Consider the following 25,967-nt stretch of genomic DNA (forward strand, 5'->3'; position numbering starts at 1 on the left):
GGGGGGGGGGGGGGGGGCGGGGGGGGCCGCGGGGGGGGGCGCCCCCCGGGGGGGGGGGGCGGGGGGTGACCCCCGGGGGGGGGGGGGGGGGCCCCCGGCCCCCCCCCCCCACCACCGTTCAGCGCCGGGTGCGGATGAGCAGGTAGACGAAGTACGGCGCGCCGATGACCGCGGTCATCAGGCCGGCTCCGAGCTGAGCCGGGGCGATCACCGTGCGCCCGGCCATGTCCGCGAGGCAGACCAGCAGCGCCCCGAGCAGGAGCGCGACCGGGACCACGCGCACGTGCCGCCGTCCGACGAGCGCCCGCGCCGCGTGCGGCGCGACCAGCCCGACGAAGACGATCGTCCCCGCCGCCGCCACCGCGGTGGCGGCGAGCAGCACACCCACCACGAGGAAGCCGAAGCGCACGCGGGGCAGGCCGAGGCCGAGCAGCCTCGGCGTGTCCTCGTCCAGGGAGACCAGGTCCAGCTCCGTGCGCCGGACCACCGATACGACGACACCGAGAGCGAGCACCACGGCCACGGGGACCACGTCGGGCATGGTCCGCCCGTACGTCGAACCGGACAGCCAGGTGAGTGCCTTCGTGGTGTCGAACGGGTCGCTGACCACGATGACGAGACTGATGAGAGCGGCCGCCGCCGCGGAGACACCCACACCGAGCAGGACCACACGGTTCTGGTTGAACCCGCCTCGCGCCGCCAGCCCGAAGACCAGGGCCGCGGTGAGCGCGGCACCGCCGAACGCGGCCCCCGCGACCTCCCACGAACCGGGGGACTCCACCGTGGTGACCAGCAGGACCGCGCCGAGACCGGCCCCTCCCGAGACGCCGAGGATGCCCGGTTCCGCGAGCGGGTTGCGGGTGACGGCCTGGACCAGGGTGCCTGACAGTGCCAGGGCGGCGCCGGCGAGCAGTGCGGCCGTCACGCGGGGGACCCTGGTGTCGAGGACGAAACTGACGATCCGTCCGGCCCGGCCCTGCGCCCAGTTCACCACGTCACCCAGCAGCAGCTTCGTGTCCCCGAGGAGCACGGCCGCGGCGACCACGCTCACGAGGACGACGGCGAGCACGGCGACGGTGGCGACGAACGCCGTGCGGCTGGGTATCCGCAGCCGGTCAGGGGCGTCGGCCGAGCCGGTGTCCCGGGCGCGGAGCGCCATCACGACGAGGAAGATCCCCCCGACCACGGTCGTCACGACCCCGGTCGGAACCTCCACGGCGGTGTCCGCCGGTACCACGGCACGCAGCAGTACGTCCGAGAGGAGCACGAGCACGGCTCCCACGAGTCCGGCCACCGGCAGGTTCACCCGGGAGCGGACCAGCCCGTGGAAACGGCGGGCGAGAGGACGGACGAGTGCGGGGGCGCACAGACCGACGAACCCGATCGGGCCTGCCAGCGTGACGGCGGCCGCGGAGAGCAGCGTGGCCAGCACGACTGTCGTGATCCTGGTACGCCCGACCGGGACCCCGAGCCCCTGGGCGGTGTCGTCGCCCAGCGCCAGAGCGTCGACGCGACGGGCGACGAGCAGCAGACCGGCCAGGCCCACGACGACGACCGGCGCCATCTGGACGACACCGTCGAACCCGTTCTGACCCACGCTGCCCTGGTTCCACCAGTAGAGGCCCTCGGTCCGCTGAGGGAACAGCAGCAGCAGAGCCTCGGTCATCGCGTTGAGGCCCAACGAGAGGGCCGTGCCCGCGAGGACCAGACGGACGGTGCCCTTGCCCAGCCCTGACAGCCCGAGCACGACCGCCGCGGCGGCGAGACCGCCCGCGAAGGCCGCCCCCGACGAAGCGAGGAGCGGAAGGCTGGTGCCGGTGACGGCGACCAGTCCGAGCGCCAGATAGGAACCCGCGTTGACGGCAAGGGTGTCCGGTGACGCGAGCACATTGCGGCTGACCGTCTGAAGGGCGGCACCGGCCATACCGAGTGCCACGCCGACGAGGACGGCGGCGACCATTCTCGGCAGCCGGGACGCGATCACGACGGACGCGTCCCCCGCCTCCGCGTTGCCGATCAGCGCGTTCCAGACCTCGGGCGCGCCGACGTCGGCGGTGCCCTGGGTGATGTCGACGGCGCAGAGCACCACGACCATCAGCACGAGCGTGGCCGTCACGGCGACCGCGCCCGTCGTGGCCGCGGGGGTGCGGTCGCGGCCGACCGCAGGCTTGTCGATGACGGCCACGGTGCGCTACTTCTTCGTCAGGGCGTCGACGAGGGAGTCGATGTACGCCTCCATCGAGAGGGGGCCGCCGAACATCCAGACGCCGTCGGGCAGCCGGTGCACATTGCCGTCCTTGACGAACGGCAGCGACTTCCACACGGAGTTCTTCGAGAGGTTGTCGGCGAATGCGTCCCCGTCCGCGTCGTTGGCGACGTAGGTGAACTGGACGTCGCCGAGGCCGGTGAGGCCTTCGACGTCGGTGGTGGCGAGGCCGTAGCTCTCGTCGCCCTTCACCTTCCAGGCGTTCTTCAGGCCCAGCTTCTCGTTGACGGCGCCGAGGAGCGAACCGGCCGTGTAGGCACGGACGGAGACCTGGTTGGAGGCGACGTAACCGTCGGCGGAGGCGATCTCGGCGCCGCCGAGACCTGCGTCCTCGAGTGCCTTCCTGCCGTCCGCGACGTTGGTGTCGAAGTCCTTCATGAGGGCCTCCGACTCCGCCTCCTTGCCGGTCGCCTTGGCGATGAGGTCGAGGCTCTCCTGCATCGACCCGATCTGGTCGGCGGCGTCGGCGGCCGTCAGCTCCAGCACGGGCGCGACCTTGCGGAGCTGCTTCACGACGGCGGGTGCCAGGTCGGTGGTGGCGACGACGAGGTCCGGTGCGAGCGCGGCGACGGTGTCGATGCTCGGTTCGCCTCGGGTGCCGATGTCCTTGGGGTCACCGGTGAGCGGAGCCGCGGTGTTCCACGCGGTGTATCCCTTGACGTCCGCGACACCCACGGGGTCGACGCCGAGCGCGACCAGGTCCTCGACGACGTTCCACTCGGTGGCGACGACCTTCTTCGCGGGTCCGTCGAGGGTGACCTTCGTGCCCTTGGCGTCGGTCAGGGTGATCTTCCCAGCGGGCTTGGCCGAAGCCGCGGCGTCGTCGGAGGACGGCTCCGTGGTTCCGCAGGCGGCGAGGGAGAGGGCGGCGACGGCGACGGCGGCCGTGGCGAGCAGGTGGCGTCTCATGAGGCGGTGCTGAGCCTTTCGGATCTTGAGTGGTGACGGCCGATGGCGCGGGTGCGCAACCGGCCGGTGGAGGGGTCGGAGTCCACGTCGATGCGGATGCCGTAGACGTCCGAGAGAAGGCCGGGGGTGAACACGTCCTCGGGCACACCGTCGGCGACGATGCGTCCCGCCCGCAGGAGCGCGACGCGGTCGGCGACGGCCGCGGCCTGGTCGAGGTCGTGGAGGACGACGCCCACGGCGATTCCGTGGTCGTCCGCGAGATCGCGTATCAGGTCGAGGAGTTCGACCTGATAGCGGAGGTCGAGATACGTGGTGGGTTCGTCCAGGAGGAGGACGTCCGTCTCCTGCGCCAGGCAGCTCGCGAGCCACACGCGCTGGAGCTGCCCGCCGGAGAGCTGGTCGACCCCGCGGCCGGCCAGTTCCTCCACGCCGGTCAGGCTCAGCGCCCGGTCCACCGCGGCTGCTCCCTGGGGATCGGGCCGGCCCCAGCGACCCCGGTAGGGGTAGCGGCCGAAGTCGACCACATCCCGCACGGTGAGTCCGCCCGGCGTCGAACGGGACTGTGTCAGCAACGCGACCCGGCGCGCGAACTCGCGGGCTCCGAGCGCGAAGCCGTCGGTGGCCTCGTCCGTGCCGGCGTCGATGGTGAGGACTCCCGTGCGCGCGCTCTGGAGCCGGGCGAGCGTCCGCAGCAGCGTCGACTTCCCGCTGCCGTTCGGGCCCACGAGGGCGGTGACCTCCGCGGGCCGCAGGGAGATGCCCGCCTCGTGGACGACGTCGACCTTGCCGTACGCCACGGTCACCGCCTCGGCGGTCAGTCCGTGTCCACGCGTACGTGACAGCGCTCCGGGCACAGCGGTGCCCTCAGCGCTGGAAGTACTCTCACCAGCTCTCATGGACGTTAGGTTAGCCTCCCCTTATGCATGCTGGCGACGGGGTACCCGTCGGCGGGAGGTCAAGGCCGGAGTGCGGTGGCCGTGGGGTCGGGCGCGGGGGATCGCGTGGGGCCGCGAAGCGCGGCGGCCCGTAGGGCCGGTGCGGCCGACCCGCGCGCGGTGGACGGGGGTCGATCCGGGCCGGACCTGCCCGGACGGTCGCAGGCGTGTCCGTGTGAGCGGCCCCCGACGAAAGGAATACGGAGGAGGGGAGTCGGCGCGTCAGATCCTCTCGTGCGCGGGCTCGCTCCCGGGGTGCGTCGCGACGAGCACCACGTCGTGCTCGGAGTCCAGGAGGGCTTGAAGGGGGCGATGCCCCCACCTCCGGCGCCTGGACGTGACGACCCGCATCGGCTCCTCCAGGGTGCGGAGGCCGGCGAGGGTTGCCGTGTCTGTAACTGAGCCTCTTCCTGGTGCCGTTGAGGCGTTGGCGAGGTGCCCGCCCTTCGGACGCGCCCACTCGACAGCCCGGTTGCCTGAAGTTAGGCTCACCTAAATCGCGGCGGGGTGTTGTCCTGGTGCACCCGTTCATTGACGCGGGGCCGGCCCACCGGGGGAGTCCCCCGAGCCTGAGGGGGCGTCAATGAAGCCTGGATCAAGGGGATAACGTACGTCGACATGAGCACGACTGCAGTGGAGCGTGCCGCTCCCGGGGACGCTGCGCGGGCCCGACGCGGAAGGGTGTCCGGGCTGGGCCTGCTGGTGCTGGTCCTCCTGGCCGCAACGGCCGTGTCGCTGGCCGTCGGAGCGCGAGCCCTCGGCCCCGGCGAGGTCTGGCACGGGCTGTTCGCCACGCCGGACGGTGACCGGCACCTCACGGACATCAGGCTCATCGTGCAGACGGTGAGGGTCCCGCGGACGGTGCTCGCGGTCGTCGCCGGTGTGGCCCTGGGGGCCGCGGGGGCGCTGATCCAGGGGTTCACACGCAATCCTGTCGCGGACACGGGACTCCTAGGGGTCAACGCCGGTGCCTCTTTCGCCGTGGTGACGTCGATCGCGGCGTTCGGGCTGACCGACCCCTTCCAGTACGTCTGGTTCGCCTTCCTCGGTGCGGGGGCCGCCGGCGTCGTCGTGTTCGGCCTGTCGAGCATCGGCCGAGGCGCGGGCAATCCGCTGACCCTCGCGCTCGCCGGCCAGGGTGTGACCGTGTTCCTCGCCGCGATGACCACCGCTGTCGCCCTCACTGACGTGAAGTCGCTGAACGCGCTGCGGTTCTGGAACTCGGGATCCGTGGCCGGTGTCGGATTCGGCGTCATCGGCCCGGTGAGCGTGTTCGTCATGGCCGGACTGGTGCTGGCGCTGACCGTCCTGCCCTCGCTCAACCTTCTCGACCTGGGGGACGACGTGGCGCGGGGCCTGGGCGTCAACACCGGCCTGATCAGGACCGCGGGTATCGTCGCGGTCACCCTGCTGGCGGGAGCGGCGACGGCGGCGTGCGGGCCGATCGCCTTCCTCGGACTGATGGTGGCCCATGTCGCCCGGTATCTGACCGGGCCCGACTACCGCTGGCTGGTTCCGTACGCGGGTCTGCTCGGGGCCGTGGTCCTTCTGGTCTGCGACATCGTGGGGCGCCTCGTCGTGCGGCCGGGCGAGCTGGACGCCGGCGTCGTCGTCTCCCTGCTGGGAGCCCCCTTCTTCGCGATTCTGGTGTGGCGCGGAAAGTTCAGGAGCGCATGAACGCGACAGCTGTGAAGCAGCCGGTGACGCCCGGGGCCCGGGTCGGTCGGGTGTCCTTCGTCTGGCGCCCGTGGCTCCTGGGCGTCACGTTGCTGCTGGCGGGGGCCACCTTCCTGGTCTTCTGCCTCTCCATCTCCATCGGGGACTTCCCTCTCGGACTCTCCCGGGTGATGGCCACGATCCTGGGCAGGGGCGAGCAGGTCGACGAGTTCGTGGTGATGGACCTGCGGATGCCGCGCGCGCTGGCCGGACTCCTCGTCGGCTTCGCCCTGGGGGTGTCCGGAGCCCTCACCCAGTCCATCGCGCGCAATCCGCTGGCCAGCCCGGACATCCTCGGGATCACCGGAGGCGCCATGGCCGTCGCGGTGTTCCTGGTCACGGTGTCCGGTGGGGCCGCCACGGCTGTCGTCGACGCGGTGGGCCTGTCGGTCGCGGCCCTCGCCGGCGGTCTGGGTACGGGGCTGCTGGTGTACTTCCTGGCCTGGCGGCGCGGTGTCGACGGCTTCCGGCTCATCCTGATCGGGATCTCGGTCACGGCGGTGATGGAGGCGATCACCACCTGGCTCCTGGCGACGGCCGACATCAGGGACGTGGCCAGGGCCCAGGCATGGCTGGTCGGTTCGCTGGACAACCGCTCCTGGGACGAGGTCCGCGTGGTTTTCTGGTGCACCCTCGTGCTCATGGTGATCGTGACGGGCGCCGCCTTCCAGTTCAAACCGATGCACCTCGGCGACGACGTGGCCGCCGGTCTCGGGGTCCGCTTCTCACGGGTGCGGGCGGTTCTCCTGCTGTGCGCGGTCCTGCTGGCCGCGGCCTCGGTCAGCGCGGCCGGCCCCGTACCGTTCGTGGCGCTGGTGGCGCCCCAGGTCGCGATGCGGCTGGCCCGGTTCCCGACCCCGCCGCTGATGGCCTCGGGACTGGTGGGCGCGCTGCTCCTGATCGGGTCCGATCTGGTGGCGCGCTCGGCGCTGCCCGTCAGCCTCCCGGTCGGTGTCGTGACCGCGGCCGTCGGCGGGCCGTTCCTCGTCTACCTGCTGGTGCGGGCGAACCTCCGATGACGACTCAGAAGACCGCAACGACCGGACAGCCGGGGGAACCTGTGAGCGTTCAGCACATCACCGAGAACGGAACCACGAGCCGGGACACCGCACGGCTCACCGCCCGCGGTCTCGCTGTCGGGTACGGCGGCACATCCGTCATCGACGGCCTGGACGTGGACATTCCGACAGGGCTGGTGACCACCATCATCGGCCCCAACGGCTGTGGCAAGTCGACCCTGTTGCGCACCCTGACCCGTCTGCTGAGGCCCACCGCGGGGTCGGTGGTCCTGGACGGCGAGGACATCGCCAAGCTCAGGACCAGGGACGTGGCGAAGAAGCTCGGCCTGCTGCCCCAGGCGCCGGTCGCACCCGAAGGGCTCACGGTCGCCGACCTGGTGGCCCGAGGGCGCCACCCGCACCAGAGCTGGCTGCGGCAGTGGTCGTCCGACGACGCCGAGGTGGTCGAGCGCGCGCTGGCCATGACGGGGGTGTCGGACCTCGCGGGCCGGCCCGTCGACTCGCTCTCCGGCGGCCAGCGTCAGCGGGTATGGATATCGATGACCCTGGCTCAGGGCACGGACCTGCTGCTGCTCGACGAGCCGACGACCTACCTGGACCTGGCCCACGCCATCGACGTGCTCGACCTCGTGGACGACCTCCACGAGTCGGGACGCACCGTCGTGATGGTGCTGCACGACCTCAACCTCGCCACCCGGTACAGCGACAATCTCGTCGTCATGCGCGCCGGGGAGGTTCTGGTGCAGGGGCACCCGAGTGACGTGATCACGGCCGAACTGCTCATGGAGGCGTTCGGGCTCCGGGCCATGGTGATCGAGGACCCGGTGGGCGGCCGGCCGCTGATCGTGCCGATCGGGCGTACTCACTCGCAGGCCAACTGACGTTCCAGCAGGGTGAATAGAAATAATTAGGCTAGGCTAACCTCATTCGATGTGGGTAAGGTTTGGCTGCCCTCCGACGGGGTTCAGTGGCCGGCTTGAAAGCAGGGGATTGCAGGATGTTCTTCCACGGATCGACCTTTCCGAAGCCAGGGCGACGGCTGGCGGCCGCAGTCTCGGCCGCGGCCCTCGGCGTAGGCCTCCTCGCGGGGTGCGGTTCCGGTACCGAGGAGAAGGCGAGCGACAAGGCTCCCGCCGCCGAGGCCGGAGCGTTCCCCGTCACGGTGGAGCACGCCTTCGGGTCCACGAAGATCACCAAGACCCCTGAGCGCGTCGTGACCGTCGGCTACACCGACGACCAGGCCGTTCTGGCGTTCGGGATCAAGCCGGTGGGCATGGTCGACCAGTACCCGAACCCGGCGGGGACCTCTCCCGACATCAACACCCAGTGGCCCTGGGTGAAGGACAAGTGGGGCGACACCAAGCCCGAGGTCGTCATGGCGAACGGCGACGCGGGCCCCAACTACGAGAAGATCGCGGCCCTCCGGCCGGACCTGATCATCGCGGTCTACTCCGAGATCGACCAGGCCGCGTACGACAAGCTCTCGAAGATCGCCCCGACCGTCGGCCGCACCAAGTCGGAGAAGGAGCTCTTCAGCGCGCCGTGGCAGGACAACGCCGTCCACATCGCCAAGGCCCTCGGCAAGGAGTCCGAAGGTACGGCGCTCGTGAAGGGCATCCAGACCAAGCTCGACACCGCCCGTGAGGCGCACCCGGAGTTCGCCGACCAGACGGCCGTCGCGCTCTCCTGGTACGAGGACTCGGTTGCGCCGTTCACCACCACCGACGTGCGCGGCCGACTGGTGACGGGCATCGGCTTCAAGGGCAACACGAAGATCGACGAGATCGCGGGCGACAAGTTCTACACCAAGCTCTCCCCCGAGCGCATGGACCTCGTCGACGTCGACCGCATCTTCGTCATCAACGACAAGGCCGACCAGGACGCGCTGAAGAAGTTCGACCTGTTCGCCAACCTCGGCGCCGTCAAGGGCGGCAAGGTGTCGTACATGCTGGACAGCGAAGGCCCCGCGGTCGGCGCCGCGATGTCCCAGGGCACCCTGCTGTCCCTCCCGTACGCCATCGACGAGCTCGTGAAGTCGGTCGACCAGTGACGGCGGAGCCCGTAGGCCGCCACCGATCCGATACGGCACCTGAGTGAGCGTCACCGACACCCGCGTCGCCCCGGCCGCCGCCCTGCGTACGGCGGCCGGAGGCGAGTCGACCCGGTGGGTCGCCGCACGATGCCGGGAGATGCCGTGGCTCACCGCGGCCACCGTGCTCAGCACGGTGGCCGGAGCGGCCCTCCAGGTGCTGCCCGTCCTCCTGCTCGGCCGGGTCGTCGACGCGGTCGTCGCGGGCGACGGGCGCTCGGTCCTGGCCACCACCGGGATCCTGATGGGGGTCGCCGCGCTGCTCGGCGCGGCGGTCACCGCACTCTCGACGTATCTGATCGGCAGACTCGGCGCGGACCTGCTCGCGAATCTGCGGGAGTCCGCGGTCCGGGCGGTCCTCGGAATGCCCAGCGCCCGTGTCGAGGAGGTCGGCAGGGGGGACGTGCTCTCCAGGGTCGGCGACGACGTGGCCGTGCTGTCCCGGGGTATCCGTACCGCCATCCCCACGGTGTTCTCCGCCGGAGTGCTGGTGGCCATCGCCACCCTCGGGATGTTCGGACTGGACTGGCGACTCGGACTGGCCGGTGCCGGAGCCCTGCCCGCGTACGCGCTCGCGCTGCGCTGGTACCTGCCCCGGTCGGCGCCGCTCTACAGGCGGCAGCGGACGGCCCAGGCCGAACGCGCCCAGGCGCTGATCAGCGGCCTGAACGGGATCGACACCGTGCGGGCGTACCGATTGGAACACGCCTTCCGGGAGAAGGTCACCGCCCGGTCGTGGCACGTCCGCGACCTCGGCATCGAGGTCTTCCGGATCTTCGGACGGTTCGTCGGCCGGGAGAACCGCGCCGAGTTCATCGGCCTGGTCCTCATCCTCGTGGTCGGGTACGCCCTGCTGGAGGGCGATGCCGCGACACTCGGTGAGGTCTCGGCGGCGCCTCTGATGTTCCACCGGCTCTTCACCCCGCTGGGCGCGATCATGTTCACCTTCGACGAGGCGCAGAAGTCGGGCGCGAGCCTCACCCGGCTGGTCGGCGTACTCGGGGAGACCACCGAGGACCGGTTGGTGGGCGATCCCGATGTGGCGGCCGCGGGCGGCGTTCCGTACGCGGTCACGGTCGAGGGCCTCACCTTCACCTACCCCGGAGCCGACGAGCCCGTCCTGCGGGACGTGGGCCTGACGATCCCGGCCGGCGGTTCGCTGGCCCTGGTCGGCGCGACCGGTGCCGGCAAGTCGACCCTGGCCGCGCTGATCGCGGGGATCGGCAGCCCGCAGACGGGATCGGTGCGCATCGGACCGCACGACCTCGCCGGCATGGACGAGGCGGGTGCCCGGGCCCTGGTGAGCATCCTGACGCAGGAGACGCATGTCTTCTCCGGTCCGCTCGCCGACGACCTCCGGCTCGCCACGCCGGACGCCACCGACGCACAGCTGAGGGACGCCCTGCGCACGGTCGGCGCCGCGGACTGGACCGAAGCGCTGCCCGACGGGCTGGAGACGGTGGTCGGGGAGGGCGGCGAACGGCTCGACGTCACCAAGGTGGCCCAGATCGCCCTGGCACGCCTGGTGCTGAACCAGGCACCCGTGGTCGTCCTCGACGAGTCGACGGCCGAGGCCGGCAGCGAAGGAGCCGCCGAGCTGGAACGGTCCGTCCAGGCCGCCTGCGCCGGCCGGACGACGCTGTTCGTGGCCCACCGGCTGACGCAGGCGATGGCGGCCGACAGGATCGCGGTCCTGGACGCGGGCCGCGTGGTTGAGCAGGGAACCCACCAGGAACTCGTGGCTCTCGGCGGGCGCTACGCACGACTGTGGCGGGCCTGGCGCGAAGGCAGCTAGCGCCGTGCCGGACAACGTTCGCCCCGTCGCGACTCCCGGCGCGCACCCTGCGAACCCAGTACGGCGGCAGCAGGCACAGGACGCCCCGCCCGACGTGACATCAGGCCGTCGCCGCCGCCGCGAGGTCGCGCCTGTCCACGACGGCGGGATCTCACCGGCCCGATCAGGGCCGCGCCCTCCGGATCAGGCCCGATCAGGCAGGCGACGACGAGGCGGGAGTCCCTGCCGCAGGCCACGAGGCCCGGCAACAACGGGAAGAGACGGCCCGGCGCGCCCGGTGCCACACGTACCCGATCGAACGCTGAAAGGACGATGGGTCTTCGATGACGGACCACACTGCTCGCCCCGTACTGCTTTCCCCCGCGAGCCTGGAGGACGTACGCAGGCGGACGGGTGACTACTCCGACAGGACCATCGCGGGTGCCTGCGCCATCGGGCTGTCCTACTGGGCGACAGGCCTCGGACCGGACGGACTCGGCCTCACCCCGTCCACCCTCTTCGCCGACATCCTCGGCTGGGTCGACAACGGCGGTGCCGTACCCGCCGGATGGGAGGTCGGCGCCGACGGCCGGAGCATCGTCCTGCCCGACGGAGTGGGCGCCGAGGACGCACAACTCGCCCTCGACGACCTCGCCGACTTCCCGGACCGCCCCGTCGGCACCATCGGTCCCACGGGCCCTCTGGAACGACTCAGGGTGCTGACCGAGTGGAACGCCACCGGAGCGGACCGTGTCCGCCCGACCCTCATGGAGATGTTCCGCGAGCAGGCGGGGAACAGGCCGGACGCCGTCGCGATCGTCGACGAGCACCGCTCGCTGACCTACCGGGAGACGGAGACGCTCTCCGCGCAGCTCGCTCACGAGCTGATCTCCCGCGGCCTCACCACCGAGCAGGTCGTGGGCGTCTCACTGGGCCGCTCCGCCGACATGGTCATCGCACTGCTCGGAGTGCTCCGGGCAGGCTGTGCCTTCGTGCCGCTCGACCCGCAGTGGCCGGCCGAACGGCGCGCCGTCGTCGTCCAGGACGCGGGCGTCGTGCTCCAGATCAACGCCACCGGAGAACCGCCCGCCGGTGAACCCGACGCCCTAGCCGTGGACCTCTCCGGCTGGGCCTACGGTTCCCGTCCCACCAAGGACCCCGCGGTCACCGTGCACGGCGCGGGCCTCGCATACGTGATCTTCACCTCGGGCTCCACCGGGCGGCCCAAGGGCGCGATGATCCGTCACGAGGCCATCAGCGAACGGCTCCTGTGGCAGTCGGAGGAGATCCTGGGCTTCGGGCCCGAAGACGCCTCACTGTTCAAGGCGCCCCTGTCCTTCGACATCTCGATCAACGAGATCTTCCTCCCGCTGGTGCGAGGCGGCAGGCTGGTGGTCCTGCGGCCCGGCGGCGAACGCGACCCCCACCATCTGCTGGCTGTGCTGGCGGAGCAGCGGGTGACCTTCACCTACCTGGTCTCGTCCATGCTGGACGTCCTGCTGGCGATGACGGGCGACTCCGGACGGCTCGACAGCCTGCGGCACGTCTGGTGCGGCGGGGAGGTCCTGACCCCGGAGCTCTACGAGCGCTTCCGCGACCGCCTCGGTATCCCCCTGTACCACGGCTACGGGCCGGCGGAGACGACGATCGGCGTCTCGCACGTCATCTACCGGGGCGAGGCCGAGCGCCTCTCGACCTCCATAGGCAAGGCCAACCCCAACACCCAGCTGTACGTCCTGGACGACGAACTGCGCCCGGTCCCGGTCGGCGTCGGCGGCGAACTCTACGTGGGCGGCTTCCTGCTGGGGCGCGGATACGTCAACTCACCCGGGCTCACGGCCTCGCGATTCGTCGCCAACCCCTTCGCCACCGACGGATCCCGGCTGTACCGCACCGGGGACCTCGCGCGCTTCGCACCGGACGGGTCCCTGGACTTCCTCGGCAGGACCGACAACCAGATCAAGATCCGCGGCATGCGCCTGGAGATCGAGGACGTGGAGGTGGGACTCGCCGAGCACCCCGCCGTCCGGCACACCTGTGTCGTCGCGAGGAAGAACACCGCCGGCGGCACCTACCTGGTGGGCTACGTCATCCCGGCCGCGGGCAGCGAGGAGCTGCGCGGGGACGACGTCCAGGCCTGGGCCCAGGCGCACATGGTGGAGTACATGGTGCCCACCCACGTCGTGGTACTGCAGGAGTTCCCCCTCACCGCGAACGGCAAGCTCGACCGCGCGGCCCTCCCCGAGCCCAGCACGGGCACCGGCCCGCTGCTCCGGCCCACGACCGGGAACGAACTCCTGGTGTGCGAGGCCGTCGCGACCGTACTGGGCCTGGAGGCGGTCGGGACCGACCAGGACTTCTTCCGCCTCGGAGGGGACAGCATCCTCGCCATCTCCCTGCTGGGCGCGCTGCGCGAGGCGGGCCTCCATGTCACGGCGCGGCAGATCTTCACCCACAGCGTGGTGGGGGCGCTGGCGGCCGTCGCGAGCACCCAGGACAGTCCGAGCGCCCAGGACGGGGACGTGCCCACCGGCCCCGTCGCCGGATCCCCCATCGTGCGGTGGCTGGGCGACACCACGGACGCCGTCGACGGCTTCGTGCAGTCGGTGGTCCTGCGCACCCCCGAGGAACTGACCGCCGACGCCCTCGACGGCATCCTCGCGGCGGTGGTGGAGCGGCACCACATGCTGCGGGCGCGGCTGGTCCGGGGCGACCGCTGGAGCTTCGACATCCCGGGGACCGGCGGGACCGGCCCGGCCCCCGGCCTGTGGGAGGAGAGCGGCCTCCCCACGGAAGCGTGCGTCGCGGAGGCCACTCGGCGACTGGACCCGGACAACGGGGTGATGCTGCGTGCCGTCTGGCGCCGTGAGGCACGTCAACTGGTGCTCGTCGTGCACCACGTGGTCATCGACGGTGTGTCGTGGCGGATCCTGATGGAGGACCTGGCCACAGCCTGGAGCCTCCACACCGACGGTGCTCCCGTCGAACTGCCCCCGGCCGGCACGTCCTTCCGGCGCTGGACCCAGCTCCTGGAAGGCGCCACCGCCGAGTTCGCACCCGACCGCGACCTCTTCCTCCGTCCGCTGCCGGCAGCGGACCGGCCCGTGGGCCGACGTGCACCGATGGCGACCGACACCGTCTCCGCCGAACGCACCCGGACCGTATCCGTCGGACCCGAGGCCACCGCCGCACTGCTGGGCGAGGTGCCCGCGAAGTTCCACGCGGGCGTCAACGACGTGCTGCTGACCGGGCTGTCCGTCGCCCTCGCCCGGTGGCGCCGGGATCTCGGGCAGGACCAGACGTTCGCGCACATCGAGCTGGAGGGGCACGGCCGTGAAGGGCGCTTCGTGGCCGGGTCCGCCGGCTTCGAACCCGAACTCTCCCGGACCATCGGGTGGTTCACGACACTGTTCCCCGTGGTCGTGGATCCGGGCACCGCGGCCGACCTCACGGACCCCGAGTACCTCGCGGCCGCGCTGAAGGCGGTCAAGGACGACCTCGCCCGGGTCCCGGCCAACGGTCTCTCCTACGGGGCCCTGCGCTACCTGACCGAGGAAGGGCTCGAAGGACCGGCCCCGCAGGTGCTGTTCAACTATCTGGGCCGCTTCGACTCGGGCACCTCCGGGGACTGGCAGTTCGCCGCTGCCGCCGGGCAGCTGGGCGAGAGGCGCGACCCGGCCATGCGCCTGCCGAGGGCCCTGGAGTTCAACGCCGTCGCCGAGGCTGCCGGGGGCGGGGCGCACGAGCTGGTGACCACGATCTCCTGGCCCGACGGAATGTTCTCCGACGAGGACATCGCGGCCATCGGCGGGTACCTCCAGGACGCCCTGACCGGCCTCGCCGCCCTCGACGGGGGCGGACATTCCCCGGCGGACTTCCCCCTCGTGCCGCTCACCCAGGCCGATGTCGACACCCTGGACGGACCGGCACTCCGCGACATCCTGCCCCTCACCCCCTTGCAGGAGGGCCTCTACTTCCACTCCGTCTTCGACGACGACTCGGCCGGCAGCTACGTCGAGCAGCAACTGCTCACCCTGGAGGGCGAGGTGGACGCCGCCCGGCTGTCGGACGCGGCCACCCGCCTCCTCTCGCTGCACCCCAACCTCGCCGCCCGCTTCGTCGCCCTCGCGGACGGTCGCGTCGTCTCCGTGCTGGAGGACGGCGCACGGGCACCCTTCACCGTGCTGGACCGCCCGGGCATGACGGACGCCGAGCTCCGGGACCACGCCGAACACGACCGCCGCGCCGGATTCGACCTGGCCACCGGTCCGCTGATGCGCTTCACCCTGGTCCGCAGGACCTCCGGCAGCGTTCTGGTGCAGACCGTGCACCACATCATCGCCGACGGATGGTCCGTACCTCCGATGCTGCGCGCCCTGCTCGCCGAGTACCACACGCCGGGGTCCCTGTACCCGCTCGGAGGATTCGGCGACTACGTACGCCGGCTCGCCGGAACCGACGCCGGCGAGAGCGACCGGGTCTGGGGCGACCAGCTGGCCGGACTCCCCGGCCCGTCGCTGGTCGCCGACGGGCACACGCCGTCCGACCGCTTCGACGACACCGCCGTGGAGCCGGAGCTCGACATCGACACGGCCGCCCGGTCGGCGGGCGTCCCCCTGAGCGTGGCCGTGCACAGCGCCTGGGCGCTCACGCTCGGCGGGATCCTCCACGGCGACGACGTCGTGTTCGGTTCCACCGTGTCCGGTCGCGACTCGGACGTCCCCGGCATCGAGGACATGGTCGGCCTCTTCATCAACACGATCCCGCTCCGCGCCCGCTGGAGCCGTGACACCACCGCCGGTGAGCTGCTGTCCTCCGTCAGGGAACACCAGAGCGCCGTCCTGGCGCACCAGCACGTGTCCCTTGCGCGGATCGCCCGGCAGACCGGTGCCGGCCCGCTCTTCGACACCCTTGTGGTGTTCGACATCGCGCCCGACGTGGACGCGCTGCGCAGCCCCGGCGACGAACTGGCGATCACCGGCATCGTGAACGAGGGAGCCCCCCACTACCCGCTGACGCTGGTCGTGGAACGCACCCCCGCCGGCCGCTGCCGGTTCAATCTGATCCACGACACCACGCTGCTCGGGACGGCGCGCGCCCGGGCGATCCTGATCACGTTCGCCCGCAACCTGACCGGTCTGCTCACTCTGCCCGGCACCCCGGTGGCCGAACTGGGACGTGACGGGGAGTCACTGCCCGCGTCCGTCTCACCAGTGACCCTGCCGGAGCTCTTCGACGCCTCGGCCCGGCGTGCGCCGAACGCCACCGCCGTCACCCACTGCGCACTCGACGGCGCCACCCGTTCGCTGACCTACGGTGAACTGGCGTCCGCCAAGGAGGAACTGGCCGGGGCGCTGCGGGCGGCCGGTGTCGGCCCCGGCGGGCGTGTGGCCGTCGCCGTGCCCCGTTCGGCGGAGCAGGTCGTCGCCCTGCTGGCGGTCGTCAGCGCGGGCGGGGCGTACGTACCGCTGGACCTCGCGTACCCGGACGAGCGGCTGGAGTACGTCCTGACCGACTCCGCTCCGGAGGCCGTCCTGGTGCACCCCGAACAGCGCGACCGGTTCACGGAGTTGCTGGCCCGGGGCACGGGGCGGCGGCCCCGGATCCTCGTCCTGGGAGAGACCTCCGTACCGGCGGACGAGCGGACCGCGGCGTCCGTCCCCAGCTGGCACGATCCGGCCTACGTCATCTACACCTCCGGATCGACCGGAAGGCCCAAGGGCGTCGTGGTCCCGCACTCCTCGGTGGTGACCCTGCTCTCGAACACGCAGCCCGACATGGGATTCGGACCCGACGACGTGTGGGTCCAGTTCCACTCCTACTCCTTCGACTTCGCCGTCTGGGAGCTGTGGGGCGCTCTGGCGCACGGCGGGGAACTCCTGGTGCCGGACCACGGGCTCACCCGGTCCCCGGTGGACTTCCACCGGCTGGTCCGGGAGCGCGGGGTCACGGTGCTCAACCAGACACCCTCGGCCTTCTACCGGTTCATCGAGGCCGACGCCCACGCCGGCGGGCCCGCCACCTCGCTCCGCCGGATCATCTTCGGGGGAGAGGCGCTGGATCCCGCACGGCTGCGTGACTGGGCGGGGCGGCACGGCACCGAATCGCCCGAGCTGGTCAACATGTACGGCATCACCGAGACCACCGTCCACGTCACCCACCGCGTCCTCACCGACGCGGACCTCGACGGCGACGTCAGCCCGATCGGCGGCCCGGTCCGTGGCCTCACCACCTACCTCCTCGACGACCGGCTCCGGCCCGTGCCGCCTGGCAGGGTGGGCGCCATCTACGTGGCGGGCGACCAGGTGTCACTCGGCTATCTCGGCAGGCCCGGCCTCACCGCGGGCCGCTTCGTGGCCGACCCCTTCGCAGCCGACGGCTCACGGATGTACCACACCGGTGACCTGGCCCGCCGTACCCTCGACGGCGAGCTGGAGTTCGCCGGGCGGGCCGACGACCAGGTCCAGCTCAAGGGATTCAGGATCGAGCTCGGAGAGGTCGAGTCGGCCGTTCGCGCGCTCGACGGCGTCACCGATGTGGCGGTGACCGTGGCCGAGGCAGGTGACCACCTGATCGCGCACCTCGTGGGACGGATCCCCGCAGACCTCACGGAGCTCCTCTCCGCGAAGCTCCCCGCGCACATGGTCCCCGGCCGGGTGATCGCCGCCGACGCCCTGCCGCTGACCGTCAACGGCAAGCTGGACCGCGCGGCCCTGGCCGCACGAGCCGCCGAGGACACGTCGTCCCCCGCGGCCACGAGGGACGACGTGTCCGCCGAATCCACGAGCGGATCCGCCCTCGCCGCCTTGACCGGGATCTTCGCCGAAGCCCTTCACGGCACCGTCGAGGTGGACGGTGACACCGACTTCTTCGCGGCCGGCGGTGACAGCATCGTCGCGATCACCGTGATCAACCGCGCCCGCTCGCTCGGCCTGCCGATCGCACCGCGTGACGTCTTCCTGCTGAAGACACCGCGCGCGCTCGCCGCGCACCTGGCGACGAGCGCGCCGAAGGCCCCCTCACCGGCGCCCGCCCGTCGTCAGCACGGCCCGCTGATGCCCACGCCGATCATCCTCCGCCAGCGGGAACTGGGCGGTTCACTGGCCCGGTTCGCCCAGGCCAGGACGGTGACCGCCCCAGAGGGCACCGGCCTCGCCGCCGTCCGCCGCGCGGCCGACGCGGTCCTCGCGGCGCACCCGGCACTGCGGCTCGGGCTGCGCACGGAGCACGGGGTGTGGTCCCTGCGGACCGAACCCGTGCGACCGGCCACCGTCGTGACGGCCGGCACCGACGCGACGACCGCCGCGAACGAGGCCGCCGGGCGTCTCGACCCGGAGTCCGGCGAGGTCGTCGCCTTCACCTGGCTCGAGACGAGCAGGACCCTGGTGGTCACGGCGCACCACCTCGCCGTGGACGCCGTCTCCTGGCTGATCCTGCTGGACGACCTGGCCTCCGCCCTGCGCGGGCAGGAACTCCCCGCGCCGACGACCTCGTACGCCGAGTACGCCGAAGCGCTGACCGCACAGGCCGGCCGGGAGCCCGGCGAACTCGGCCGCTGGATCACCACGCTCCAGGCACCGGCGCTCCTGCCCTCACCCGGGCGGCTCCGCGAGGTCACCGTGGTGCTCCCGCCCGAGGTGAGCGACCGGCTGACGCGCACCGCTCCCGCAGCGCTCGGCATCGGCCTCACAGAACTGCTCTGCGGCGCTCTGCGGACCGCGCTGACCGGCATCCAGCCGACACCCACCGATCTCGCCGTCGAGCTGGAACGGCACGGCCGGGTACCCGCCCGTGAGGACCACGACTACAGCCGCACCGTCGGCTGGTTCACCTCCATCGCTCCTGTGCGGCTCACCCCGCACACGGACCCCGTCGCGGCGGCCCGCGAGGTCGTCGACCGGCAGCCCGACGAACGCGGACACCTCGCGTACGGCAGGCTCAGGTACCTCGACCCGCAGACCGCGCCCCTCCTGACCGCCCGTCCCCAGGTGCTCTTCAACTACCTCGGCAGGGGAGCCGAGTCCCACGCCCCGCGGATCACCGGTGGCGACCAGGGCAGCCCCTACGCCGTCGAGGTCAACGCGTGGACCGACGAATCGACCGGCAGCCTGCACGGCGTGCTCACCCTCGCGGAAGGCGTCCCCGACGAGATCACCGGCCTCTGGCAGCGGGCGCTGGAGCACATCGCGGACGTCTCCGCCCACGCGGAGCGCACCGCTCCCGTCACGCCCCTCCAACGAGGCCTGTACTTCCAGGCGCAGATGGCGGGGACGGCCGGACACTACGTCGCGCAGAGCTACTTCACCTTCGACCGGCGCCTGGACCCAGACGCGCTCGCCGACGCGATGGCCCATGTCATCGCCCGGCACCCGGGCGTGGGCGCCGGCTTCACCACCGACGACGACGGCAACCCCGTCCAGCTCCTCGGGGCCGGCCGAAGGGTCGAGGTCCGTACGGTCCACCCGCTCACCGACGCCGACGTCGACGCTCTGCGCGCCGCCGACCGCGACACGGGGTTCGACACGGGTGAACCGCCGCTGATCCGGCTGACGCTGGTGAGGCTGCCCGGCGGACACGACGGGCTCCTCCTCAGCTACCACCTGCTGCTCTGGGACGGCTGGTCCCGCGAGATCCTCCTGAGGGAGCTCTTCGAGGCCTACCGTGCGGTACTCGCCGGCGAGCTGCCGGAGGCCACGCCGGCCACCCCGGCCTTCGAGGACTACGCGCGGACCCTGGACGGCCGGGACCCGGCCGAGTCCCAGCGCTTCTGGGAACGCCACCTGGCCGGACTCACCGGACCGACCCTGCTGGCCGGACCGGCGCCCGCCCTCACCGACGAACTCCCGCGCGCACTGGTGCGCACCCTGTCGGCCGAGCGGTCCCAGCTCCTGAGGGACGCGGCCAGGACGCACGGCGTCACCCTCAACTCCCTGCTGACGGGCGCGTTCGGCCTGCTCCTCGGCGCCCACACCGGCCGCGTCGACGCGGTGTTCGGGGTGACCGTGTCGGGCCGTGAGGGGGAGGGCCTGTCCGACGTCATCGGCGTCCTCCTCAACACAGTGCCGATGTGGACGCGAGCCCGGCCGGACGTCGGCGTCGGTGCCTACCTCGGCGCCGTCCAGGCCGCCAGGGTCGAGGCCATGGACCACGAACACCTGGGCCTCGGCGAGATCCAGCGAGCCGCCGGGCACGACACCCTCTTCGACAACCTGTTCGTCCTGCAGAACTTCCTGGACCTGGACGCCCTGGCCGAGATCAACGCCCGGCACGGCATCACGTCGGTCAAGGCCGACGACTCCACGCACTATCCGTTCACCTGGGTCGTCACACCCGGCGAGCGGCTCACCGTCAAGCTGGAGTACCGCGACGACGACCCCGCGAGGGCGCGACGACTCGTGGACGACTACCTCCGGATACTCGACGGCCTCGCCCGCTCCACCGGCCCTCTGGGATCGATGCCCGGCCTCGGCGAGGTCCCGGTTCCCACCGGGCGGACGGACATCGGAACGGACACCGTCGTCGACCGGTTCGACCGGGCAGCCGACCGGGACCCGCAGCGTGTCGCCCTCGTGGCGGACGGATCAGTCATGACCTTCGCCGAGCTCAGGGACCGCAGCCGCGCGGTCGCCGGTGTGCTCGCCCGGCGCGGTATCGGACCGGAGACCACCGTCGGCCTCGCGATCCCGCGCTCCCTCGACTCCATCGTGGCCCTCTTCGCCGTACTGCGGACCGGGGGCGCCTACGTGCCGCTGGAACTCGACCACCCGGACGAGCGGATCGCGGCGATCATCGACGCGGCGGGCCCGGACGTCATCCTGACAGTGAGCTCCGTGTCCCCCCGGCTGACCGGGGAGCTGATCGAACTCGACCGGCCGCTGCCCGACACGGAGCCGTTCGTGACCTTCGCGCCGGACGCCCCGCACCGCCTGCGCCACCCCGCCTACACCATCTACACGTCCGGCTCCACGGGCAAGCCGAAGGGCGTGGTGACCGAGTACGCCGGACTCACCAACATGCTGATCAACCATCAGCGCCGCATCTTCGAACCCGTGCTGGCGGAGCACGGCCACCGCACCTTCAAGGTGGCGCACACGGTGTCGTTCGCCTTCGACATGTCGTGGGAGGAACTGCTCTGGCTCGCCGACGGCCACGAGGTGCACATCTGCGACGAGGAACTGCGCCGTGACGCCCCACGGCTGGTCGCCTACTGCCTCGAACATGGCATCGACGTCATCAACGTGACCCCGACCTACGCCCAGCAACTGGCCGCCGAAGGGCTGCTCGACAACCCCTCCCGTCGCCCCGCGCTGGTGCTGCTCGGAGGTGAGGCCGTGACCCCGGGCCTGTGGCAGCGGCTCGCGGACACGGAGGGGACCGTCGGGTACAACCTGTACGGGCCCACCGAATACACCATCAACACCCTCGGCGTCGGCACCTTCGAGTGCCAGGACCCCGTGGTGGGCGTCCCCATCGACAACACCGACGTGTACGTACTCGACGAGTGGCTCCGGCCGGTGCCCGACGGAGTCCCCGGAGAGCTGTACGTCTCCGGCATCGGCATCGCACGGGGCTACCTCGGACAGCCCGCACAGACCGCGGACCGCTTCGTGGCCAGTCCGTTCGGCGCACCCGGTGAGCGGATGTACCGCACCGGCGACCTGGTGATCCGGCGGCCCGACGGAAACCTGATGTACCTCGGGCGCACCGACCACCAGGTCAAGATCCGCGGCCACCGGGTCGAACCGGGCGAGGCCGAAGCCGTGTTCGCCGCCCACCCCGCGGTCCGGTTCGCCGCCGCGGTCGCGCAGCCCGACCCCCAGGTGGACGGAACGTACCGGCTGGCCGCCTACCTCGTCCTCGACGAGGGTGCCGACCTGGCCTCCGTGGCCGCCGAAGCGGGCGCCGGACTGCCGGACTTCCTCCGCCCGACCCACTACGCCCAGGTCGACAGCATCCCGCTCACCGTCAACGGCAAGGCCGACACCAAGGCGCTGCCGGAGGCCAAGCCGCTCGGCGTGCTGACCACGGGCGGCGAGCGCCGTCCCGAGACGGAGACCGAGACCGTCGTCTGCGAGTTCTTCGCGGAAGCCCTGGACCTGGACGACGACGAGGTGAGCGCGGTCAGCGACTTCGCCTCCCTCGGCGGACACTCCATGCTGGCGGTGCGGCTCATCGGCCTGCTCCGCCGGGAGTACGGTCCGGTGATCACGATCCGCGATCTCCTCACCCTTCGAACCCCGGAAGCGATTGCCCGCCACCTTGAAGACAACAGCTGACACCCAGCGGCCCCGCCCCGGGGCCGGCATCCTCCGGACCGCGCTGCGCCGCAACCGCGGCGCGGTCGTCCGGGGCACCGTCCTCATGGGCCTCTACCAGGCCGGTGAGACGGCCTTCCCCATCGCGCTCGGCCTGATCGTCGAATACACGATGCGGGACCGGAGCCTCGGCTCCCTCGGACTGTCGATCGCCTCGCTCGCCGTGATCATCACGACGGTGTCGCTCTCCTGGCGCTTCGGGATGCGTGTGCTCCAGAAGGCCAACACGACGGAGGCGCACCGCTGGCGCGTCCGGGTCGCCGAGTGCGGTCTCCAGCCGGTGGCCAGGGACGTCGATCTGAAGTCCGGGGAGATCCTCACCATCGCCACCGAGGACGCCGACCAGACGGCCGACATCGTCGAAGTGGTTCCTCTGCTCATCAGCTCGCTGGTCGCGGTGGTGGTCGCCTCGGTCGCTCTCGGCCTCGCCGACGTCCGGCTCGGACTGCTGGTGATCGCGGGCACCGTGGGCATCCTGTCCGTCCTCAGCGTGATGTCCCGGCGGATCGGATCGAGCACCCAGGAGCAGCAGGCCCGGGTCGCACGGGCCGGGGCCAAGGTCGCCGACCTGATCACCGGGCTCCGCCCGCTGCACGGCTTCGGAGGCAACCACGCGGCATTCCTCTCCTACCGGCGGATCAGCACGGAGGCCAGGCGTCAGGCCGTCACCGTCGCCCGGGTGAACGGCGTGTACGCCGGCACCTCTCTGGCCCTCAACGCCGTGCTCGCCGCCGCGGTGACGCTGCTGGCCGGCTGGCTGGCGTACAGCGGGCGGATCACCGTCGGCGAGCTCGTCATGGCCGTCGGGCTGGCGCAGTTCATCATGGAACCCCTGAAGATGTTCTCGGAGATGCCCAAGTACGTGATGATGGCCCGCGCCTCCGCCGAACGCATGGCGCTGGTGCTCGCGGCCCCGGCGCGGTCCGACCCCGGCACCGGGCTTCTGGAGCCGGGCGGTGACCTGGAGGTCGACGGTGTCCGCCACGAGTCCCTGAACGGACTCACGTTCAAGGTGCACGCCGGGGAGTTCGTGGCGATCGCTGCCTACCAGCCGCGTGCGGCCGCCGATCTGGCGGCCGTCCTCAGCGCGAGCGTCCCGCCCGGCTCGTACGGGGGAGTGGTGCGGGTCGGCGGGCGGGAGATCGCGGAACTGTCCGTCGAGTCGCTCCGGGAGCACCTGCTGGTGAACCCGTACGACGGTGAGATCTTCGAAGGGAGCCTGCGTACCAACATCGACCCCACCGGCACCAGCGAATCGGTCCCGGAGGCCGTCGAGGCGTCCATGCTCACCGATGTCGTCGCCCTCCACCGCGAAGGGCTCGACCACGGGGTCCGTGACCGGGGAGCGAACCTGTCCGGCGGGCAGCGCCAGCGGCTCTCCCTGGCCCGTGCCCTCGCCGCCGACTCCGACGTACTGGTGCTGCACGACCCCACGACCGCGGTCGACGCGGTCACGGAGCAGCTCATCGCACGGAAGGTGGCCAAGCTGCGCAAGGGCCGCACCACCGTCGTGCTCACCAGCAGCCCTGCGTTGCTGGACGCCGCCGACAGGGTGCTCGTCCTGGACGGCGGGGTCGTCACCGCCGAGGACTCGCACCGTCACCTCCTCGCCTCCGACGCGGACTACTGCCGCGCGGTGGCGCGATGACGTGAGCCGGCCCCGGCGGACCGTTCGGTCTGCCGGGGCCGGTGGTGCCCGGCCACGCACGACCCGGGGCGCGTCGTCGGTGCCCGGCCTACTCGCCGAGCACCCAGGCGACATCCCTCAGCAGTGCGTGCCGCCAGCCGGCCCGGTCGTGACCTGATGCCGACCGGGACGTCCGCACGGTCGCACCGGCCTCCCGGGTCAGGGCCTCGGCCCGTTCGCAGTGGGGGAGCATCCTCGCCTCGTGCTCCCCGACGTCGAACGCGATCCTCAGCCCCGAGAGATCGGGGCGACGGCGCAGTCGGGCGGCGATGTCCCCGCCGGCGGGCCCGCGCAGCGGGTCGGGCCCCTCCAGGGCGCCGGGCGCCCACCAGAGGGACGGCGACTGGCAGGCGACGCGCGACACCAGATCCGGGAACTCCAGCGCCGCGTACATCGCGCTCAGCCCGCCGAGACTCTGCCCGGCGACCACCAGCCGGTCCCACTCGGCCCTCACCCCGGACTCCGCCAGCCGCCCCGGCAGCTCGTCGCGGACCGCTTCCCAGAGCGCCGGGCTGCAGCTGAACTCGGCTTCCCGGTCACCTGACGGCAGGAAGACCAGGGTGACCGGTGGCATCTCCCCGGCGGCGAAGGCGGAGTCGAACGCCGTCATGGCCGGGTGGAGATACAGCCAGTCGTCGCCGTCGAGCAGGAGGACCACGGGCCCTCCTCCGCCCACCGGGTGGACGCGCACGGTCCGCCGGCCCCCCAGCCGGGCAGAGGCCCACCGGACGCGGGTCCGGGGGAGTGGCAGCACGTCCTCCACGCCGACGAGGGGCCAGTGCGGCTGCGCCGGCGCGTCCGGGGTCGCGGCCACCGACCGGTCACCGCCCGCCCCCGCGGGATTCGACGGGTCCGCGAAGGCCCCGTCCTCGGTGAGGAACTGATAGGTCACCCTCAGCCGTTCGGGCATGGAGACCTCGGCGTACCAGCAGTCGGTGGTGCCCCAACGGCGCAGGGGCACGGGCTCCGACCAGCTCTCGAAGCCGATCCGCGCCGACGAACCCCGCCACAGGAAGAGGGTCAGCCAGCCACCGCCGTCCCCGCGCACCGACGTCGGCGCGCCCGCCGCCGCCCAGAACGTATCGGTTCCGGGAGTGCCGGACAGCCCGTAGGCGAGGAACGGGCTCCGGGCCTCGTCGGTGATGTCGGCCGGTTCCTTCACGCGATGCATGTACGTCTCCTGACAGAGGGGGACAACGACGGGTGCGGGGCCGTGCCCGCCTCAGCCGACCGGTCCGGCGCCCGCGGCCCGCCGGTCGACGCGCCCCGACCCGGGCTGTCCGATCACCTTCGGCATGAGCGAACGGTGCGGGGAGGGCAACGGCCGGGTGTGTGCCACGACGGCCTCCCGCTCCTCGCCGCACGCGGGGAACACGGTGGTCCCCGGAGCATCCCTGTCGAGCAGGCACCGCAACAGTGCATGGGGCACGCGGCCGTCGAGTACATGGGCCCGCCCCACACCACCGCGTACGGCCCGCAGACAGCCCTCCATCTTGGGCAGCATGCCGCTCTCCAGTTCCGGAAGAAGCGCGTCCAGCGCGTCGGCGGACAGCCGCCCGATCACCTCGGTGCTGCGCGGCCAGTCCGCGTACAGCCCCTCCACGTCCGTGAGCATCACCAGCCGATCCGCCCCCAGACCCATGGCCAGGGCGGAGGCCGCGGTGTCGGCGTTGACGTTGTAGACCTTCCCGTCGTCACCGCGGGCCACGGGGGAGACCACCGGGATATGACCCTGCGCCAGAAGCGCGTGCAGCAGTCCCGGGTCGACGTCCACGACGTCACCGACGAGGCCGAGGTCCACCTCCCTGCCGTCGACCACGGCACGCCGGCGGACAGCCGTCATCGAGCGCGCGTCCTCGCCGGTCAGCCCCACGGCGAACGGTCCGTGTGCGTTGATGTGCCCCACGATCTCCCGCTGGACCTGCCCGGACAGCACCATGCGCACCACGTCCATGGCCGCGGGAGTGGTCACCCGCAGCCCCGCCTCGAACCGGGTCTCCAGGCCCAGACGGCCGAGCATGCCGCTGATCTGGGGACCGCCCCCGTGCACCACGACGGGGCGCAGCCCCGCGGCCCGGAGCTCCACGACATCCCGCGCGAACGCCTGCCGGAGACCGGTGTCGACCATGGCGTGCCCGCCGTACTTCACGACGACGATGCCGCTGTCAGGCAGTTCCGGAGGGGTGAGGGTGCCGGTGTACGGCGATACCCGCGAGCGATCCCTGACAGCCGGACTCATTCCGCTACCCACTCCGTT

The 25,967-nt window shown here is 71.8% G+C and carries 12 protein-coding genes and 1 pseudogene; 7 read left to right on the top strand and 6 right to left on the bottom strand.

All coding sequences use genetic code 11. The features are described from left to right. Positions 1–118: 118 nt before the first annotated feature. The 4 genes and pseudogenes from ACGFNN_RS22535 to ACGFNN_RS22550 form a co-directional block, all read right to left on the bottom strand. Positions 119–2,185, bottom strand: a complete 2,067-nt coding sequence (locus ACGFNN_RS22535; RefSeq protein ID WP_393558312.1) for an iron ABC transporter permease — start codon at positions 2,183–2,185, stop codon at positions 119–121. A gap of 6 nt (positions 2,186–2,191) precedes the next feature. Next, positions 2,192–3,175 (bottom strand): ABC transporter substrate-binding protein, encoded by a 984-nt coding sequence (locus ACGFNN_RS22540; RefSeq protein ID WP_393558314.1) that lies wholly within the window; start codon positions 3,173–3,175, stop codon positions 2,192–2,194. Further along, positions 3,172–4,071, bottom strand: coding sequence for an ABC transporter ATP-binding protein (locus tag ACGFNN_RS22545; RefSeq protein ID WP_393558316.1), 900 nt, complete (start codon positions 4,069–4,071; stop codon positions 3,172–3,174). Before ACGFNN_RS22545 ends, ACGFNN_RS22540 begins: the two co-directional genes overlap by 4 nt. Before the next feature lie 264 nt (positions 4,072–4,335). Continuing rightward, positions 4,336–4,461, bottom strand: a pseudogene (locus ACGFNN_RS22550) (methionyl-tRNA formyltransferase); the annotation flags it as partial. A 267-nt stretch (positions 4,462–4,728) separates the two neighbouring features. Between ACGFNN_RS22550 and ACGFNN_RS22555 the strand changes: the two are divergent. The 7 genes from ACGFNN_RS22555 to ACGFNN_RS22585 all read left to right on the top strand — a co-directional run bounded on the left by ACGFNN_RS22555 (position 4,729) and on the right by ACGFNN_RS22585 (position 23,671). After that, positions 4,729–5,787 carry a FecCD family ABC transporter permease gene (locus tag ACGFNN_RS22555; RefSeq protein ID WP_393558318.1) on the top strand — a complete coding sequence of 353 codons (1,059 nt, stop codon included), beginning with the start codon at positions 4,729–4,731 and terminating at the stop codon, positions 5,785–5,787. Further along, positions 5,784–6,845, top strand: coding sequence for a FecCD family ABC transporter permease (locus ACGFNN_RS22560; protein ID WP_393558320.1), 1,062 nt, complete (start codon positions 5,784–5,786; stop codon positions 6,843–6,845). The genes ACGFNN_RS22555 and ACGFNN_RS22560 overlap by 4 nt, the downstream gene beginning before the upstream one ends. Before the next feature lie 41 nt (positions 6,846–6,886). Further along, complete coding sequence (locus ACGFNN_RS22565) at positions 6,887–7,726, top strand: ABC transporter ATP-binding protein (protein ID WP_393558322.1); 840 nt, start codon at positions 6,887–6,889, stop codon at positions 7,724–7,726. A gap of 116 nt (positions 7,727–7,842) precedes the next feature. After that, on the top strand, positions 7,843–8,895 hold the full coding sequence (locus tag ACGFNN_RS22570) for an iron-siderophore ABC transporter substrate-binding protein (protein WP_393558324.1): 1,053 nt from the start codon (positions 7,843–7,845) through the stop codon (positions 8,893–8,895). A gap of 43 nt (positions 8,896–8,938) precedes the next feature. Beyond that, positions 8,939–10,729: an ABC transporter ATP-binding protein gene (locus ACGFNN_RS22575; protein WP_393558326.1), complete on the top strand. Its 1,791-nt coding sequence runs from the start codon at positions 8,939–8,941 to the stop codon at positions 10,727–10,729. Between the two features lie 323 nt (positions 10,730–11,052). Next, positions 11,053–21,984, top strand: coding sequence for an amino acid adenylation domain-containing protein (locus ACGFNN_RS22580; protein WP_393558328.1), 10,932 nt, complete (start codon positions 11,053–11,055; stop codon positions 21,982–21,984). Between the two features lie 85 nt (positions 21,985–22,069). Then, positions 22,070–23,671 (top strand): ABC transporter ATP-binding protein, encoded by a 1,602-nt coding sequence (locus ACGFNN_RS22585; RefSeq protein WP_393558454.1) that lies wholly within the window; start codon positions 22,070–22,072, stop codon positions 23,669–23,671. An 88-nt stretch (positions 23,672–23,759) separates the two neighbouring features. On the opposite strand, the gene ACGFNN_RS22590 is transcribed toward ACGFNN_RS22585, so the two are convergent. Both ACGFNN_RS22590 and argB read right to left on the bottom strand, forming a co-directional pair. Beyond that, entirely contained in the window at positions 23,760–24,881 is a 1,122-nt protein-coding gene (locus tag ACGFNN_RS22590; RefSeq protein WP_393558329.1) for an alpha/beta hydrolase-fold protein, read from the bottom strand. Positions 24,882–24,932: 51 nt separating this feature from the next. Next, positions 24,933–25,949, bottom strand: a complete 1,017-nt coding sequence (argB, locus tag ACGFNN_RS22595) for an acetylglutamate kinase (protein ID WP_393558331.1) — start codon at positions 25,947–25,949, stop codon at positions 24,933–24,935. Between the last annotated feature and the right edge of the window lie 18 nt (positions 25,950–25,967).

This window comes from Streptomyces sp. NPDC048590 (assembly GCF_043199535.1).
Taxonomy (GTDB): Bacteria; Actinomycetota; Actinomycetes; order Streptomycetales; family Streptomycetaceae; genus Streptomyces.

Excerpts from the sequence above, each read along its gene's own strand:
- argB (WP_393558331.1), bottom strand. The coding sequence starts at position 25,949 with ATGAGTCCGGCTGTCAGGGATCGCTCGCGGGTATCGCCGTACACCGGC.
- ACGFNN_RS22560 (WP_393558320.1), top strand. The coding sequence starts at position 5,784 with ATGAACGCGACAGCTGTGAAGCAGCCGGTGACGCCCGGGGCCCGGGTC.
- ACGFNN_RS22585 (WP_393558454.1), top strand. The coding sequence starts at position 22,070 with ATGGGCCTCTACCAGGCCGGTGAGACGGCCTTCCCCATCGCGCTCGGC.
- ACGFNN_RS22545 (WP_393558316.1), bottom strand. The coding sequence starts at position 4,071 with ATGAGAGCTGGTGAGAGTACTTCCAGCGCTGAGGGCACCGCTGTGCCC.
- ACGFNN_RS22590 (WP_393558329.1), bottom strand. The coding sequence starts at position 24,881 with ATGCATCGCGTGAAGGAACCGGCCGACATCACCGACGAGGCCCGGAGC.
- ACGFNN_RS22540 (WP_393558314.1), bottom strand. The coding sequence starts at position 3,175 with ATGAGACGCCACCTGCTCGCCACGGCCGCCGTCGCCGTCGCCGCCCTC.
- ACGFNN_RS22570 (WP_393558324.1), top strand. The coding sequence starts at position 7,843 with ATGTTCTTCCACGGATCGACCTTTCCGAAGCCAGGGCGACGGCTGGCG.
- ACGFNN_RS22555 (WP_393558318.1), top strand. The coding sequence starts at position 4,729 with ATGAGCACGACTGCAGTGGAGCGTGCCGCTCCCGGGGACGCTGCGCGG.
- ACGFNN_RS22580 (WP_393558328.1), top strand. The coding sequence starts at position 11,053 with ATGACGGACCACACTGCTCGCCCCGTACTGCTTTCCCCCGCGAGCCTG.